The sequence below is a fragment of the bacterium genome, from assembly GCA_016124905.1.
Classification (GTDB): Bacteria; Pseudomonadota; Alphaproteobacteria; order Rickettsiales; family RI-342; genus RI-342.
On the sequence record WGMV01000013.1, the window covers coordinates 55,825 to 72,121 of the forward strand.

A 16,297-nucleotide genomic window follows, 5' to 3' on the forward strand; every position below is an offset into this window, starting at 1 on the left:
AGCGCGTCATAACCCAAAAGCGGGCGGCTGTCACCCAAATGTTCACATTGGTCAAAAATTAAGGGTTTTTTTCTATTATATCGGCCTCGATACCAATATCGCGCATTTCCATGGCTACCCTTGAAGAAATCAGACGCATGCTTACCCATACATCGGTTTTCGACCAGATGGAGCACGGGTATGTGGGCGGCAAATGCGCCGAATTCTGCCATATCATCACCCCTTACCTAAAAAGCTGGGGCGTTCCTGCCATTGAAATGTATATGCAAAACGGGCCGCAGCATGCAGTGATTTTTGCCCTGTCCGACGATCATGGCGTTATTTTAATTGACCCGACGGCGCACCAGTTTCGTTTTAAAGGCGGTGAAAATGCGCCGCAAAGCTGGGTGTGCATGCCTATTGATGAGGCGTTTGACATGCATAAAGGCAGCGTGGCACATGAATATTGGGAAAAATGCACCTATGCGGCCATGCCGAATTTCCACAGGATTCGTGGCAGAAACCTGCCGCCGGAAGACCTTGTGCTGCTGGATTACCTGAGCCCATTGTTGAAATTAGGGCTGAATATGGAGCTGCATCACATGGAATATTCGGATGAGGAGAATACCGAAATGGCGTTCCGCATCCTTCAACATGTGCATACTTATTCGGAAACGGAGGGTTATCAATCACCCTTTCTCAGCAATCTTGTGCCGCACGAAGCCCCTACGCCTGACCAGATGCTGGCGCAATTCGCCGCGCAGGAACAGGAGCGGGAATTGTATGTGGAAGAACGCTTCGCTCGCGACATGCAGGAAGTCATTTACAGCCGTTTTGTGCCGGAATTTTTGCAGCGCAGGGAGCTGAACGTAGTGCCTGACGGGCTTGGGCGCTAACCCATTTTCTGAAAATCCAGCGCCGTTCCTCTGCCCTGATGCTGGGACATCCATTCCAGCGCGAGATCGGCGAAATGCTGATCCACCAGTTTTTGCGCACCTTCCAGGTCTTTTCCGACCATGCGCGGGTGCTTGAGGCGGTCGTCCATATCCAGCACCGCTTTGCCGGGGGTCGGTTCGGTCAGGTAAAAGAGCACCTGGCTCTCATCCAGCAACGGTGCGTTGCGCGCCGCGTTCAGGCACAGACGAAACTTGGCTTCCACCACGTCCTCCTTGCCCTGTTTCTTATAGACATGCACATGGGCCGGCGGGTGCTCACGTTCGCCGGCGCTAAAGATAGCCACCTCATATTCACCGAAATGCCGACGATAGCCCATGCCGCCTCTCAAAGCTTCTCAGAGCTTTGTATCACAGCCGGTATAATATTGGATTAACGTGAGCTTTTAAGCCTTTTTCTTTGCCTTCACCTTGTGGCCGTGCTCGTCGAACTGCTCTTCTTCCGTCGAGCCTTTAAGGGCGGTCAGCGAAGTTTCCCCGCCTGAAATGGCGGTGGCGACCAGATCGAAATAGCCGGTGCCGACCTCGCGTTGGTGTTTCACGGCGGTGAAGCCACGTTTTTCATCGGCGAATTCGCGCTCCTGAAGCTCTACATAGCCGCTCATGCCGCGCTCTTTATAGGCCATGGCCAAATCGAACATGCCGTGATTGAGGCTGTGGAAACCGGCCAGCGTGATGAACTGGAACTTATAGCCCATCAGGCCCAGCTCGCGCTGGAAGGTGGCGATGGTTTTGTCGTCGAGGTTCTTTTTCCAGTTGAAGGAGGGCGAGCAGTTATAGGCCAGCATCTTGCCCGGGAATTTTTTGTGAATGGCATGGGCGAATTTCTGCGCTTCCTCGATGCTCGGGGTGGAGGTTTCGCACCAGATGAGGTCGGCATAGGGCGCATAGGCCAGGCCGCGCGCGATGGCGGCATCCAGCCCACCCTTATATTCATAGAAGCCTTCCACCGTGCGTTTGCCGGTGCAAAGGGCTTTGTCGACGGGATCGATGTCGCTGGTGATGAGGAAGGCACCGTTGGCATCGGTACGGGCGACGATCAGCGTGTCCACGCCCATGATGTCGGCGGCCATGCGGGCGGCGGCGAGTTTCTGTACCGCTTCGCGTGTGGGCACGAGCACCTTGCCGCCCATGTGGCCGCATTTTTTGGCGCTGGCGAGCTGGTCTTCAAAATGCACTCCGGCGGCGCCGGCCTCGATCATGCCCTTCATCAGTTCAAAGGCATTGAGGTTGCCGCCGAAACCGGCTTCGGCATCGGCCACGATAGGCACGAACCAGTCGATATTGTCCTTGCCTTCGGCATGGTGGATCTGGTCCGCCCGTTGCAAACACTGGTTGATCTTGCGGACGACATTGGGGACGCTATCGACCGGGTAAAGGCTCTGGTCGGGGTACATCTGGCCCGCGGTGTTGGCATCCGCCGCAACCTGCCAGCCGGAAAGGTAAATGGCCTGAAGGCCCGCTTTCACCTGCTGCATGGCCTGGTTACCGGTCAGCGCGCCGAGGGCGTTGACATAGGGCTCTTTCTTCAGGCTGTTCCAGAGGCGCGCCGCGCCGCGTTTGGCCAGCGTGTATTCGATCTGCACCGTGCCGCGCAGGCGTTCGACGTCGGCGGCCGTGTAGGGGCGCTCGATGCCTTTCCAGCGTTCGTCTTTCTTCCAGGAATCCTCAAGCTGCTTTACGGGATTTTTGGCTTTGAACATGGCTTGATTCTCCTTCATGGTGCGATGCAATAAGCGATTGGTACGCCGGAAGGGTTAAAAAATCCCTGCAATCGGGGGCGAAAACCAGGTCATTCAGCAAATCAAAGGCCTGGGTGATCTTTTCCTCGTTGTAGCCGGTGGGGATGTCTTTCAGGAGTAGGGTTTTTTCCTCCTGCATGGTTTTTTTGAGCCAGTCGGCAGTGACGGGTTTGCCGTCATCCAGCTTTGCGCCGTGGTTGAGCCATTGCCAGAGTTGGGTGCGGGAGATTTCGGCGGTGGCGGCATCTTCCATGAGGTTGAAGATGGGCACGCAGCCCTGCCCGTTCAGCCAGCTGGCGAGGTAGCGCAGCGAGACCTGGATGTTGCCCCTCACCCCGGCTTCGGTGATGGTGCCTTCGGGCACGGTCAGCAAATCGTCGCGGGTGATGGTGAATTCCTCGCGCAGCAGGTTCAGGTTGTTGGGCGTGGGCATGAGGCGGTCGAACACCTCCATCGCCACGGGGACGAGCGCGGGGTGCGCGACCCAGGTGCCGTCGTGGCCGTCGGTGGCTTCGCGTTCCTTGTCCGCCTTCACCTGCGCGAGCGCCTTGTCATTGGCGGCTTTGTCGTCCTTCACCGGGATGAAGGCGGACATGCCGCCCATGGCCATGGCGCCGCGCTTGTGGCAGGTTTGGATGACGAGGCGGGAATAGCTGCGCATCATGTGGGCGGTCATGGTGACCTGGCCGCGGTCGGGCAGGATAAAGGCATCGTCGGCGCGGCGTTTCTTGATGGCGCTGAAGATGTAATCCCACCGGCCGCAATTGAGGGCGACAATGTAGTCGCGCAGTTCCCAGAGGATTTCGTTGAGCTCGAAACTGGCGGGCAATGTCTCGATGAGTACCGTGCAGCTGATGGTGCCGCGCGGCAGGCCCATGTATTCTTCAGCCAGCGTGAAGGCCTCGGCCCAGAGGCGGGCTTCCTCGTGGCTTTCCAGCTTGGGGAGGTAGAAATAGGGGCCGCTGTTTTTCGCCAGCAGCGCGTGGGCATTGAGATAAAGAAAGATGCCGAAATCGAACAGGCTGCCGGATACCGGCTCGCCATGCATTTGCATGTGGGCTTCGTCCAGATGCCAGCCGCGCGGGCGGACGATGAGCGTGGCGGTTTTATCATTCAGTTTGTAGGCTTTGCCTTCCGGGCTGGTATATTCAATGGTGCCGCGCACGGCGTCGTAAAGGTTCCATTGACCGGCAAGCGTGTCTTCCCAGGTGGGGCTGTGGGAATCCTCAAAATCGGCCATAAAGCAGCGCGCGCCGGAATTGAGCGCGTTGATGACCATTTTGCGGTCCACCGGGCCGGTGATCTCCACGCGGCGGTCCTGTAGATCAGCCGGGATGGGCTTTACGCGCCAGTGGCTTTCGCGGATGGAGCGGGTGGCGGGAAGGAAATCCAGTTTCATACCGCTGTCGAGCTCGGCCTGACGAACCACACGCCTTGCTAGCAGCTGCTTGCGCTTTTCCCCCAATGATTGCTGAAGTTGCGCCACCAGGGCAAGCGCATCGGTCAGATTCAGGGAATTATGCTCGCTCGGCGCAAGGGAATATGCGAGGGTGGTCATGCTCTATCCTTTTGAATGGGAAGTTCATTTTTCATGGCGTGATTCGTCGCTGTTTTCTTGTGGCGGCGCAGCATGCATTTTTGCATGGAAAAGGGCCCAGGCGTACACAAAAAATTCAAATTACGACTTTAGAGTGATTTCAAACAAGGGTGATTATGACGGAAAAGCGCCTCGACATTGAGACATTGGCGGAAATTAGGGCCGCGGCGCATCGCCTGCGTGATGGAAATTTCAATGGGCGCAAGTTCGTGGCGCGCATGAACCCGCGCTACAGCAACATTCAGGAACTGGAGCGGGCAATCGGCTATGCGGTGATGGAAAGCGCTATGGTGGAGCTGAGAGTTCCCCAAGGCAAACGCCTGGCCTTCGGCACCGCATATCAGGAAGGCAAAGGCATCCATGAATGCGTGGGCATCGCGCTGGGCGATCGCAGCAAGCACCAGCTGTCCCAACGGGCCCATGAAACCCTGGCAAAGCTGGATGACTGGCTGGAGCGGCATCAAAGCTCGTTGCTGGACCTGCGCAACCCGGAAGGCTGGCTGCGCGACCTGCAGCAGGAATTCGGCATCACCATGCGCGAGAGCGCCTTTCGTTATGCGCTGGAGGATGAATATCAGGCATTGCTGACTAATTACGGTGAGGAAGAACTCGGCTTCAAGCTTTCACAATGCCTCAACGCCGTTATCACCAGCCTGTCCCCCGAGCATCAGGAACTGCTCTATACCTATCTGCTCGAGCCTACGTATGTGGATGTGGATAATTCCATTCTGCGCCACCAGGATGTGCAGGACAACCTGAACCGGCTGCTGATTCGCACGGCGGACAATATGGGCGGCCCGGGCATTGTGGATACCAACCTTACCGCAGGCAAATCCGAGGAAAGCCTTTATTATAAACTGCATAACGGCAAGCCGGATACTTCCCGCGCTTACCGGGATACGGAAGAATTTCTCGGCCAGCTGGTGAAGAAATGCGGCGATCTTTCAACCGACCATCGGGTGGTTTTCAGCGATAAAACGCTGTGGGACGTGCTGAACCATTTTTACCGCCACCATACCGGGCATGGGCTGGTGCGCCCCTTCTATCCCAACTTCGTGAGGGACGGCGCGCGCGCGACATTGCTGCCCCATTCGCCCGACAAACTGTATGAAGTGTTAAACAAGCTTGCCAACCGAGATCTATCCAACATCATCCCGCGTGAGAATTATGGCTGGCTGGATGCGGAAAACGGCATGATTTACCCGGCGGGCTGGCTGCGCAGCATCTTTCCGGAACAGCGCGTTTCCATGGGCGGGTTCTCAAACGGCGTTGAAGTGCGCCGCAGCGGGTTGGTGTTCGGCACATTCATGATCCCCTTCGATGCCGACGGCAAGCATGACACACCGGACGATACCGTGGTGGCGGAAGTGCAGGTCATGTCGCCCAACATGCAGGTGGCCAAACATTGGGAAGACACGCTTTACAAGGCGAAAACCCATATCGACAAAAGCACGCCGGAAGGCGCCGCCGCGCATCAGGCCCTGGCACAGCTCGGGCTTACCTATTACCTGACCGCCATGAACGCGGACGTGGCGCTGAACCCCAGCTGGGGTAATTTTTACCTGGATGCTTTTTTCAGAACCGCAAACGATCTGGGTGATATAAGGTATCAGTTGACCCCTGATGCGGGGGCCTCTTTCCTGGAGCATGCTTCCACTCCGAACGGCAATGTAACCTTTCTGCCGGAGTGGCTTTACGAACTGCCTCAAGGGGCTTTGCTTGATGAAAAAAGCCCGCCGACGTTCCTGCGCTTGATGGAAGGCATCGCCCTGGGTGCACTTCGCCAACTGCCTGACCATGTTCAAGAAGACGCCCTTGTCAGCCATTGCGCCGCCATGTTTGCGCAGCACGGAAGCGACATTTCCGCCGCAGCATGACGTGCATTTTCTGCATTGCTGCCATTCTTTTCATGAAACTGACAAAAACATGCCCTAATGAAAGGGCATGTATCAAATCCCAGACCATTCCAATATCGTGCTTTACCTTGATTCCTGCGTCCTCAGCCCGGGCTGCGTGCAGGAGGCGCTTGCCTTTCGCAAGCTCATCAACGAAGGCACCGGGCATCATGTGGATATCGTCCTGATACCCGAAGTGGTGCGCGAGATGCGTGCGTTCAGCAAGAATCTTTACATCAATTCCATCATCGATGAGGTGATACAGACGCTTCTGCAGAGCAATTCCAGACATCTTCCCGTCATTCCATGGATCGGGGACGTATTTGAACGGCATGAGGATGAGTGGCGGCAGGTTCTGCGCGAGATCATGAACGAATATTTCACCGCGCATGACCAGCCGACCATCAAGCGGACCAATGCGGGTTACCAGCGCTTTGAGACGGATGAGCGGCTGCGACAATATGTTTACGAGCATCCGCGTATGGCCGATCTGCGGCAGTTCATCAGCGACAATATCTATCAGACCGCCTTGCGGAAAGCCGTGGCCCATGACGATATCATCATGATGGATTCGCAACATGCCACCGATTCCATCGCCGATATCCGCTTCAAGCACTATTTCAGCTCCGACCGGGACCATAATATCGGCCTGCTGCTGACACGGGATACGGGGAATAAGGATGGCGCCGGGGCGCTTGCCTTCACGCTCAAATCCGACGTATTCGGGCGCAAGATCTGCTTTAACGTGGAGCCGGGGGCCATCACGGCCACGCTGAATGAGTTGTGCGAGCTGCTGGAATGCGTCGATAACAGGGACAGCCACCTCGCCCAGCTTTGCAACGAGGCACTGCAGGATCTTTCCAAACACCCGCTGGAAGCCAGAGACCTTTTCGGCCATAAGGCATGCGGCTTTTATGATTTCAGCCAGTTCGCCAGCGACCATCTGTGGGGACCGGCGGTCAGCGGCCTTTAACCCGTCAGCGGTTAGCCGCTTATAGCTGAAGAGGCCTGAGCCTTAACTGGTCGGCGACCAGGCTGATCACATGGGAATCATTCTGGAAAATCTCGGCCAGTTTTTCCGCGCTGCGATCGCATCTGGTTTCATCCAGCTGCTGATATTTGGCCGCGATATGCTCGTCTATTTCATCCAGTGACAGAGGCTGGCTTACGGGAAGTTGCTCATCAAAACCGAGCCGATCCTGCACACCATTCCATTGCTCCAAATCCAAATGGTGACGGCACAATTCAAACAATGTCCGGAAATAGGTCAAACGGCCTTCGGGGCCCTGGCTGAAAGCCAGCTTCCAGGCCTCTTCCTGAATGTTTGCATCCAATGCATTTTCCTGCACGAGATACTCTTCCATCAATGCGATATACTGTTTCACCACGGCATCCTCACCCAATGAATCCATCAATGTGCGCGACGCGCCGCAGTCGCCGAAGAGACCGATATAAGAACCGTCCTCCCGCTGGAATGCCCATACATTATCGTAACGCTCATCCCCGACATCGTATCCCTGCAGAAGGCATGCGACCCTCAGGGGATTGATGATATTGGCCTTGAGCCAGCCGAGTCCAAAGGCATTTATCTCATCGTTGCTCAACGCCCTTAACCCATGCTGGGCAAGGTTGAGCCTGTTGATGTTGGGAAGGACTTCTGCGTAGGTTTCTCCCATATCCATCAGGGCGTAGCTTTGAAGAATCTGCGGGATAGGTTCCCGTTTAAAACCATCCCCGAAGGCGCGATCTTTAAACACAAAGCATTTCACAAAATAATTGGCGATGTTCGACCCCAGCCGGATAGCGCGGTCTCCCACTTCCAGCACCAGGGCTTCCTTGCCGTTACCGATCGGCAGGATAGGCGCGCAGCATATTTCGGGTATATGCGCCACAAGGGCGTTCACGGCCTCATCGGGGCATGCGCCATGACTCAGCATGGTGAGCACCGAACCGTAGCTGTCGGCCATGGCCTTCATGATAACGGAAGGAGCGTCGTGTTGGCGGCCGATTTTCTTGTCTTCAAAATTGGCGATAATGCCCAATCGGTATTCATTGAAAAGCTTTACAAGCCCGGCAACATCGCCCTTATCGCCTACGATTTCCTGAATCTGCCCTGAAAGATCGACCTGCATTCACACCCTCCGCTTGGGAGGATTGTGGCACTAAAAGTAGAAGTTTTTATTACCAAACCAGCACCAGCCGCTATTCTTTTAAATCGTCCCAGAATTCCTTGACCTTGGAGAAGAAGCCCTCGGATTCGGGGCTGACGTTCTTTCCTGCGGTTTCGTCGAACTGTTTAAGCTGTTCTTTTTGTTTTTTGGAAAGGTTGCGTGGGGTTTCGACCATGGCGTGAACATACATGTCGCCACGCGCATTGCTGCGCATCACGGTCATGCCCTTGCCGCGCAGGCGGAACTGGTCGCCCGACTGGGTGCCCTCGGGGATGGTGATGCGGGCCTTGGTGCCGTCGAGCGTGGGTACCTCGATGGTGCCGCCGATGGCGGCCGTGGTCATTTTGATGGGTACGCGGCAATGGATGTTGGAGCCGTCACGCTTGAAAATGGGGTGCGGACGCACGGAGATGAAAATATAGAGATCACCCGCGGGACCGCCGCGAAGCCCTGCCTCGCCCTCGCCCGCCAGGCGGATGCGTGTGCCCTCCTCCACCCCGGCGGGGATGTTGACGGAGAGCGTCTTTTCCTTGCGGATGCGACCCGAGCCCGCGCATTTTTTGCAGGCATCCTTGATGACCTTGCCAGTGCCGCCGCAGGTCTGGCAGCTATGTTCCACCATGAAAAAGCCCTGCTGGCGCCGCACTTTGCCCGCGCCGTTGCAGGTGCCGCAGGTGGTGGGCTTGCTGCCGTTGGCACCGCCAGAGCCGTCGCACACATCGCAGGTGGCCGACGTGGTGACGGTGATGTTTTCGGCCTTGCCTTTGAAGGCGGTTTCCAGCGAGATGTCGAGATTGTAGCGAAGGTCGGCCCCGCGGCTGGCGGATTGCGCGCCGCCACCACGACGGCCCGCGCCCGCGCCGCCCATGAAATCGCCGAACAGGTCCTCGAAAATATCGGAGAAATTGGAGAAATCGAAATTCTGCGCACCCGCGCCGCCGCCCATGCCGCCTTCGAAAGCCGCGTGGCCGTAGCGATCATAGGCCGCGCGTTTCTGTTCATCCTTAAGAACGTCGTATGCCTGGCTGATTTCCTTGAATTTTTGCTCGGCTTCCTTGTCGCCCGGGTTGCGGTCCGGGTGGTATTTCATGGCCAGCTTGCGGTAGGCCGCCTTGAGTTCGGCTTCCGTCGCGTTCTTTTGAACGCCGAGTAGTTCGTAATAGTCTTTGGCCATAGTGTCTCTGCGCTACGAAGGCCCCCTCACCCCATCCCTCTCCCACAAGGGGAGAGGGAGAAGCGAGCGGAATGGATTAGTCGTTCTTCTTGTCTTCGTCGTCTTTCACTTCCTCGTAATCGGCATCGAGGATTTCACCATCCTTCGGCGCGCCATCACTGGAGGAAGCAGATGCACCCTCGCCTGTCGCAGCGTCCTGCTGGGCTTTGTAGAGGGCTTCGCCCAGCTTCATGGAACTGGTGACGAGGGCCTGGGTCTTGGATTCAATCTCCTCGACATTCTCGGTCTCCATCGCTTTTTTCAGCGCGGCGAGGTCGGATTCGATGGCCGTTTTGTCGGCCGCCGGAATCTTATCCCCGTGCTCGGCGATGTTCTTCTCGGTCGAGTAAATGATGCCATCGGCCTGGTTGCGGGCTTCGACGAGGGCACGGCGTTTTTTGTCTTCCGCCGCGTGCAGTTCGGCATCCTTGACCATCTGCTCGATATCCTTGTCGGACAGGCCGCCGGAGGGCTGGATGCGAATCTGCTGTTCCTTGCCGGTGGCTTTGTCTTTCGCAAATACCTGCACGATGCCGTTGGCGTCGATATCGAAGGTGACTTCGATCTGCGGGACGCCGCGCGGCGCGGGCGGGATGCCGACCAGGTCGAACTGGCCGAGGATTTTGTTGTCGGCCGCCATTTCGCGCTCACCCTGGAACACGCGGATGGTCACCGCGCCCTGGTTATCATCAGCCGTGGAGAAGACCTGGCTTTTCTTGGTGGGCACCGTGGTATTGCGGTCGATCAGGCGGGTGAAGACGCCGCCGAGGGTTTCGATACCCAGGGAAAGCGGGGTGACGTCGAGCAGGAGGACGTCCTTCACTTCGCCTTTCAGCACGCCGGCCTGAATGGCGGCGCCCATGGCGACCACTTCATCGGGGTTTACACCACGGTGGGGTTCCTTACCGAAGAAGTTTTTCACCACTTCGATCACCTTGGGCATGCGGGTCATGCCGCCCACCAGCACGACTTCGTCGATCTGGGAGGTGGAGAGGCCGGAATCCTTCAGGGCGGCCTTGCAGGGCTCCATGGTTTTCTGGATGAGGTCATCCACCAGGGCTTCCAGCTTGGCGCGGGTGAGCTTGCCGTTCATGTGTTTCGGCCCGCTGGCATCGGCGGTGATGAAGGGCAGATTCACGTCCGTCTGGGTGGTGGAGGAAAGCTCGATCTTGGCTTTCTCGGCAGCTTCCTTCAGGCGCTGCAGGGCAAGCGGGTCGCTGCGCAGGTCGATGCCCTGGTCCTTTTTGAACTCGTCGGCCAAGTAATCGATGATGCGTTTGTCGAAATCCTCACCGCCGAGGAAGGTATCGCCGTTGGTGGCTTTTACCTCGAATACGCCGTCGCCGATTTCCAGCACGGAAACGTCGAAAGTACCACCGCCCAGATCGTAGACGGCGATGGTTTTGCCGTCTTTTTTATCCAGACCGTAGGCCAGCGCGGCGGCGGTCGGCTCGTTAATGATGCGGAGCACTTCGAGACCGGCGATTTTGCCGGCATCCTTGGTGGCCTGGCGCTGGGCGTCGTTGAAGTAAGCCGGAACGGTGATGACCGCCTGAGTGACTTTCTCGCCCAGGAAGCTTTCAGCCGTTTCTTTCATCTTCATAAGGATGAAAGCCGAAACCTGGCTTGGGGAGTACATTTCGCCACGGGCTTCCACCCAGGCGTCGCCATTGTCGGCTTTTTTGATTTTATAGGGGACGAGGTCCTTGTCCTTTTTCACCATGGGGTCGTCGAAACGGCGGCCGACGAGGCGCTTGATGGCGTAGAGGGTGTTTTCCGGGTTGGTGACGGCCTGGCGCTTGGCGGGATGGCCGACCAGGCGTTCGTTATCGCCGGTGAAGGCCACGATGGACGGCGTGGTGCGCACGCCCTCGTTATTCTCGATCACGCGGGGTTTGCCGCCTTCCATAATGGCCACGCAGGAATTGGTGGTACCAAGGTCAATACCAATGACTTTGCTCATATTTCTTTCCTTTCTGACAGCCGGGGCGCCACGCGCTGGTGGTTCGTCACCCGCTTTGAGAGCTATATAGGTCCTGTTTTTAGGGTTACAAGCCAGCCTGATACAAGTTTTTTGATGGGGAGGTCCCATAAAAACTTTCTTAAGGGTTCTGCCCTCTAATGCGCATGGGTTATCAGAGGTTTATCCATGCAGCTTACATCCACCATTCCCGGGCAGATCATTTTTCGTCAGGGCGAGACCAGCCAGACGGCCTATATCATTGAAGAAGGCGAAGTGGAGATTTTCAGCCCAACCCCCAATGGCAACGTGCTGCTGGCCACCCTTGGAAAAGGGCAGATTTTTGGGGAAATGGGGCTGATCGATGGCCAGGTCCGCTCGGCCTCGGCCGTGGCGAAGACGGCGTGCCAGCTCAGGGTGGTGACGGCGGAGGCGCTGATCAGCATCCTCGGCCAGTTGCCGCAGGAATTCACCATTTTACTGCGCGCCCTCAGCGAACGGCTGCGCGAGACCAACGGCAAGCTTGGCAACGCCATCGCCAAATATCACCAGATGCGTGTGCTGGCCCCGGGCGAAACCCGCCAGCCGGAGATGAAACAGCTCAGCTTCCTGCCCGCCACGGCGGAAATGGAAAAGGTCGTTCCTAAAGACGGCCTTGCCATCAAAAGCTTCCCCTTCCGCGTGGGTGGCATTCCGCCGGGGGAAGCCGATAACCCCCTGGACTGGAACGACGTGATGATCCCCGGGGCCAACCCGCTTTTGCTTTCGCGCAATCATTTCGCCATTCAAAAAACAAATGAAGGGCTGCTGGTGGTCGATCGCGGCTCGGCCTGCGGCACGCTGGTGAACGGCACGGGCATCGGCCTTGGCCAGCCGGATTACAAGGCGGCGCTGAAACCGGGGCGCAATACCATTACCGCCGGCGGGCAAAATTCTCCCTATCAATTCATCGTGCGCTGGGAGTAGCGGATGAAAAAGCAATGGCTGCCCTGGGCTATCCCCCTGCTGATGCTGATGCTCGCCATCGGGCTGCGCGTGTGGCAGCCGCCCTTTATGGAAACGGTGAAGCTCAAAGGCTTTGACGCCTACCAGATGGCCATGCCGCGTGAATACCAGCCCATGCCGATCAACGTGATCGATATCGACGATGAAAGCCTTGGCCGCCTTGGCCAATGGCCATGGCCGCGCACCCAGGTGGCGGAGATGGTGCAGCGGCTCACCGAACTCGGCGTGGCGGCCATCGGGTTCGATATCGTGTTTTCCGAGCCGGACAGGACCTCCCCCAGCCACATGGCGGCATTATGGGAAAAGGAAGGCGCCGCCAACCTTGCGGATACGCTGAAAAACCTGCCGGACCATGATGCTCTGCTGGGCAAGGCTATTGCCGATGCGCCGGTGGTGAGCGGCTTTGTGCTGACGCAAGGTGGCATTACGCCAAAGCCGCAGGGCAAGGCGGGCATTTCTTTTATCGGGCCTGACCCGAGGGCGCTTGCCAGTGGATTTACCAGTAGCGTCAATAGCCTGGCGCCTATCGAAAAATCCGCCAAGGGCAACGGCGCGCTTAATGCCACGGTGGATGCGGACGGGATGATCCGCAAGGTGCCACTGGTGCTGCAGCTGAACGGCAAACTCTACCCCACCCTTTCGGCCGAGTTGCTGCGCGTGGCGCAGGGAGCCTCCACTTATCTGGTCAAAACGGCCGAAGGCGGCGGGATGACGGATGTAAAGATCGGCGAGCTCAAGGTGCCGGTGGATGGCGAAGGCAGGCTCTGGATCCATTATTCGCGGCATGACCCTGCCCGCTACATCCCCGCATGGCAGGTGCTGCAGCCGGGCTATAAAAATGAAACCCTGGAAGGCGCCATTGTGGTGGTGGGCACCAGCGCTGCCGGGCTGAAGGATTTGCGGGCCACGCCGCTTAACCCGGTGATGCCGGGGGTGGAAGTGCATGTGCAGGGCATGGAGCAGATATTGCTCGGCCATTATCTGGAACGGCCGGACTGGATGGAAGGCGCGGAAACGCTGCTGACGCTGGTGATCGGTCTTTTACTCATCGCCGTGTGTCTGAGGCTGGGCGCCAAGGGCGGGCTGGTGATGCTGGCGGTGTTTCTGGGCGGGACGATCGGGTTTGGCATGTGGGCGTTCGACAGCAAGGGAATGCTGGTGGATGTGGTGTATCCGTGCGTGACGATCACCATGATCTATATCGCCGCCACGCTGGTGCGCTTCATGGCGACCGAGAAGGAAAAGGCGCAGGTGCGGAGCGCGTTTTCGCATTACATGTCCCCTGCCCTGGTGGAAGAACTTGCAAAGAACCCGGACAAGCTGACGCTGGGCGGCGAGATGCGCGACATGAGCGTGCTGTTTTGCGATATACGCGGGTTTACGACCATTTCGGAACAATTCGACGCCAGCGGGCTGACGCGTTTCATCAACCGCTTTCTGACGCCGATGACAAAGGTGATCCTGGAGCGACGCGGCACGATCGATAAATATATCGGCGACTGCATCATGGCCTTCTGGAACGCGCCGCTGGACGATGAAAAACACGCGGTGCACGCCTGCCGCAGCGCGCTGGCGATGGTGAAGGCCTGCCAGGAACTGGATGCGACCGTGCGCGGGGAATTCGAGGCCGAGGGCAAGAAGCCGATCCCGGTGGCCATCGGGCTTGGCATCAATTCCGGCGAGATGTGCGTGGGCAATATGGGGTCGGACCAGCGGTTCGACTATTCGGTGCTGGGGGATGAGGTGAACCTTGCCTCCCGCCTGGAAGGCCAGAGCAAGACCTATGGCGTGGATATTGTGATCGGCGAATCCACCCGCAGCCGTGCGCCGATGATGGCGACGATTGAGCTGGATCTCATCAAGGTGAAGGGCAAGACCAAGCCGGTGATGATTCATGCGCTGCTGGGCGAGGAAACGCTGGCGGAGGATAATGGTTTCATCCAGCTGAAAAACGCCTGGGACGGCATGCTGGCCTCCTATCGCCGTCAGGACTGGAACGATGCCGAGCACTGGCTGCATAACAGCGCGCGCATGATGGAGGCGTTGGGGCTGAAGCTGGATGGGCTGGTGGAGCTTTATGCCGAGCGCATCGCCGCTTATCGCGCCAAGGGGCCGGGCAAGGGTTGGGATGGGGTGTTCGAGGCGAAGAGTAAGTAATATGTTGTTTCCTGCGCAGCAAAGCTTCGCAATGAAACAGCGGCGTGCGCGCCGCGCTCACGGCTGCTGAGTATTTTTAGTGGATGGTCGGCTCTTGTGTGGGCTGAACACCCGGAAGGCCGGTGATCTGTTTGTCGGCGGCGTTGCGGGCCTCTTCGAACATCGGGCCGATATTCACTTCCTTGGCTTTACCGGCGACGTAATCGCGTGTTTCCTGCATGCCGAGCGCCTGGGCCTGGGCATCCAGCGCCAGCAGCATGTTCACGGCCTTTTCCGCCGTCATGATGAGGCCCATATTGTGCGCATTGTCCACCTGCTCATGCGTGAGACGGCCGGTAACATGATCGGCCAGGCTTTTAACCAGGGTGGATTCGGTTTCTTTGGAGGGTTTCGCATCAGAAACGGTCCTGGTTTCGGTAATGACCGTCTCGATTGAAGCGGGCTGGGCGGAAGCCTTGGGCTCCTCGGCATGGGCCTCCTCCACGGGGGCCGGTTTGCGGAGCAGGCGATGCTCTACCAGTTCGCGCATGTTTTTTACCGTGCCGGAAATTTTCTCCACCACCCACATAGCCAGGCCGCGGGCCTTGTGAATCAGGTTCTGCAAGCGGCCGGTCAGGCCTTCGCGCAGTTCGTCGAGCTTTTCACCGGCATTGTCGAAAGTTTCACCCTTGTCGGACTCCGGTTCGGGAGTTTCATCGGGGAGAGGGTTCGCCTCCATCTGGAGGGCAACGTCCACCAGCCCGGAGGTCAGCGCCTCGCTGGCTTCCAATGACTGAACCATGGCCGTTTTAATCGGGGTATAATCATAATCTTTTTCAAATGCATCCGGCACATCGGCCAGCATGCCGATAGAAAGCGCCACTAACGTGTGCGTGCGGGCGGCATCGTCACCCAGCTGGCTTGGTGAGAACATGCTGCCGCGAACCTTGCGGGCATAGGCGGGAAGCTCGGCGGGGGGAAGCGTCTTCAGCTCTTCGGCAAGCGTGGTGAAATCAATGACGGCGCGGGTTTCCGGCGTGGCGGTGGCACTGGCTTCGTTGTGCGCGTCGGTCATTGAATCATCCCCGGGATATTTATTAAAACCTACCCTTATTATCTTAAGGCTTCTTTACAATTAGATGACAGGCAGCGCCCTTCACACGTTCTTTTTATACTGGCCCGCTTGGGCAGCGGCTTTTTAAGCAAAATGCCGGATGACAATAAGCGGGGTGACATGACCGCACCGTGTCGCTTTAACTACCTGGTTGATTTTTCTATCTATCGCCGGATTGAATGCAAAAGTTTTGTGACAAAACCCCCCATAGTTATGCAATCAAGGCATGGCTCATGTGTTAATAAAGGGTTTGCAATCCAAATTCCGCATAGCTATAACGGTCATATTCCATCCACGAGCGATTACAACCTTTCTCTTGGATGTGAAGCCTCCCTGTTTATACTTCTGGCCGGGCCGCAAGGTCCGGCCTCTTTTTTTGTTTTGCTCCCTGCTCACGATGTTCGCAATGGAGCAGCGGCGTGCGCGCCGCGCTCACGGCTGTGGGGCCCGGGATTTGCCTAGTGCTGACGATGCTGCAATGGAGCAGCGCTGTACGCAGCGCGCTCACGGCTGTATAGCTACGCTGTAATTA

At 57.5% G+C, this 16,297-nt stretch carries 12 protein-coding genes; 5 read left to right on the top strand and 7 right to left on the bottom strand.

From position 1 onward, the window contains the following. Window positions 1-137: 137 nt before the first annotated feature. Entirely contained in the window at window positions 138-875 is a 738-nt protein-coding gene (locus GC177_04875) for a hypothetical protein (GenBank protein ID MBI1275288.1), read from the top strand. Here GC177_04875 and GC177_04880 read toward each other — a convergent pair. The 3 genes from GC177_04880 to aceB all read right to left on the bottom strand — a co-directional run bounded on the left by GC177_04880 (window position 872) and on the right by aceB (window position 4,232). Next, on the bottom strand, window positions 872-1,252 hold the full coding sequence (locus tag GC177_04880; GenBank protein MBI1275289.1) for a hypothetical protein: 381 nt from the start codon (window positions 1,250-1,252) through the stop codon (window positions 872-874). The genes GC177_04875 and GC177_04880 overlap by 4 nt on opposite strands. Window positions 1,253-1,318: 66 nt before the next feature. Continuing rightward, a complete protein-coding gene (gene aceA, locus GC177_04885) occupies window positions 1,319-2,635 on the bottom strand; it encodes an isocitrate lyase (protein ID MBI1275290.1) in 1,317 nt (438 codons plus the stop codon). Continuing rightward, window positions 2,601-4,232: a malate synthase A gene (gene aceB / locus GC177_04890; GenBank protein MBI1275291.1), complete on the bottom strand. Its 1,632-nt coding sequence runs from the start codon at window positions 4,230-4,232 to the stop codon at window positions 2,601-2,603. Before aceB ends, aceA begins: the two co-directional genes overlap by 35 nt. Before the next feature lie 155 nt (window positions 4,233-4,387). Here aceB and GC177_04895 point away from each other — a divergent pair, with 155 nt between their 5' ends. Then, on the top strand, window positions 4,388-6,148 hold the full coding sequence (locus tag GC177_04895) for a hypothetical protein (protein ID MBI1275292.1): 1,761 nt from the start codon (window positions 4,388-4,390) through the stop codon (window positions 6,146-6,148). 67 nt (window positions 6,149-6,215) lie between these two features. Next, the gene (locus GC177_04900) at window positions 6,216-7,139 is read left to right on the top strand and encodes a hypothetical protein (protein MBI1275293.1); all 924 of its coding nucleotides are present in this window, start codon (window positions 6,216-6,218) and stop codon (window positions 7,137-7,139) included. Between the two features lie 19 nt (window positions 7,140-7,158). Here GC177_04900 and GC177_04905 read toward each other — a convergent pair whose 3' ends face one another. The 3 genes from GC177_04905 to dnaK all read right to left on the bottom strand — a co-directional run bounded on the left by GC177_04905 (window position 7,159) and on the right by dnaK (window position 11,513). Then, the gene (locus GC177_04905; GenBank protein MBI1275294.1) at window positions 7,159-8,298 is read right to left on the bottom strand and encodes a hypothetical protein; all 1,140 of its coding nucleotides are present in this window, start codon (window positions 8,296-8,298) and stop codon (window positions 7,159-7,161) included. 70 nt (window positions 8,299-8,368) lie between these two features. Then, on the bottom strand, window positions 8,369-9,511 hold the full coding sequence (gene dnaJ, locus GC177_04910; GenBank protein ID MBI1275295.1) for a molecular chaperone DnaJ: 1,143 nt from the start codon (window positions 9,509-9,511) through the stop codon (window positions 8,369-8,371). A 76-nt stretch (window positions 9,512-9,587) separates the two neighbouring features. After that, window positions 9,588-11,513 (bottom strand): molecular chaperone DnaK, encoded by a 1,926-nt coding sequence (gene dnaK, locus GC177_04915; protein MBI1275296.1) that lies wholly within the window; start codon window positions 11,511-11,513, stop codon window positions 9,588-9,590. A 186-nt stretch (window positions 11,514-11,699) separates the two neighbouring features. Here dnaK and GC177_04920 point away from each other — a divergent pair, with 186 nt between their 5' ends. Together GC177_04920 and GC177_04925 are read left to right on the top strand one after the other, a co-directional pair. Further along, window positions 11,700-12,476, top strand: coding sequence for a cyclic nucleotide-binding domain-containing protein (locus tag GC177_04920; protein MBI1275297.1), 777 nt, complete (start codon window positions 11,700-11,702; stop codon window positions 12,474-12,476). 3 nt (window positions 12,477-12,479) lie between these two features. Next, complete coding sequence (locus GC177_04925) at window positions 12,480-14,672, top strand: CHASE2 domain-containing protein (GenBank protein ID MBI1275298.1); 2,193 nt, start codon at window positions 12,480-12,482, stop codon at window positions 14,670-14,672. 76 nt (window positions 14,673-14,748) lie between these two features. Here the strand turns inward: GC177_04925 and GC177_04930 are convergent, their stop codons facing one another. Beyond that, complete coding sequence (locus GC177_04930; protein ID MBI1275299.1) at window positions 14,749-15,726, bottom strand: hypothetical protein; 978 nt, start codon at window positions 15,724-15,726, stop codon at window positions 14,749-14,751. Between the last annotated feature and the right edge of the window lie 571 nt (window positions 15,727-16,297).

Excerpts from the sequence above, each read along its gene's own strand:
- GC177_04920 (MBI1275297.1), top strand. The coding sequence starts at position 11,700 with ATGCAGCTTACATCCACCATTCCCGGGCAGATCATTTTTCGTCAGGGC.
- dnaJ (MBI1275295.1), bottom strand. The coding sequence starts at position 9,511 with ATGGCCAAAGACTATTACGAACTACTCGGCGTTCAAAAGAACGCGACG.
- aceA (MBI1275290.1), bottom strand. The coding sequence starts at position 2,635 with ATGTTCAAAGCCAAAAATCCCGTAAAGCAGCTTGAGGATTCCTGGAAG.
- GC177_04900 (MBI1275293.1), top strand. The coding sequence starts at position 6,216 with ATGTATCAAATCCCAGACCATTCCAATATCGTGCTTTACCTTGATTCC.
- GC177_04875 (MBI1275288.1), top strand. The coding sequence starts at position 138 with ATGCTTACCCATACATCGGTTTTCGACCAGATGGAGCACGGGTATGTG.
- GC177_04925 (MBI1275298.1), top strand. The coding sequence starts at position 12,480 with ATGAAAAAGCAATGGCTGCCCTGGGCTATCCCCCTGCTGATGCTGATG.
- aceB (MBI1275291.1), bottom strand. The coding sequence starts at position 4,232 with ATGACCACCCTCGCATATTCCCTTGCGCCGAGCGAGCATAATTCCCTG.
- GC177_04930 (MBI1275299.1), bottom strand. The coding sequence starts at position 15,726 with ATGACCGACGCGCACAACGAAGCCAGTGCCACCGCCACGCCGGAAACC.
- dnaK (MBI1275296.1), bottom strand. The coding sequence starts at position 11,513 with ATGAGCAAAGTCATTGGTATTGACCTTGGTACCACCAATTCCTGCGTG.
- GC177_04905 (MBI1275294.1), bottom strand. The coding sequence starts at position 8,298 with ATGCAGGTCGATCTTTCAGGGCAGATTCAGGAAATCGTAGGCGATAAG.
- GC177_04895 (MBI1275292.1), top strand. The coding sequence starts at position 4,388 with ATGACGGAAAAGCGCCTCGACATTGAGACATTGGCGGAAATTAGGGCC.
- GC177_04880 (MBI1275289.1), bottom strand. The coding sequence starts at position 1,252 with ATGGGCTATCGTCGGCATTTCGGTGAATATGAGGTGGCTATCTTTAGC.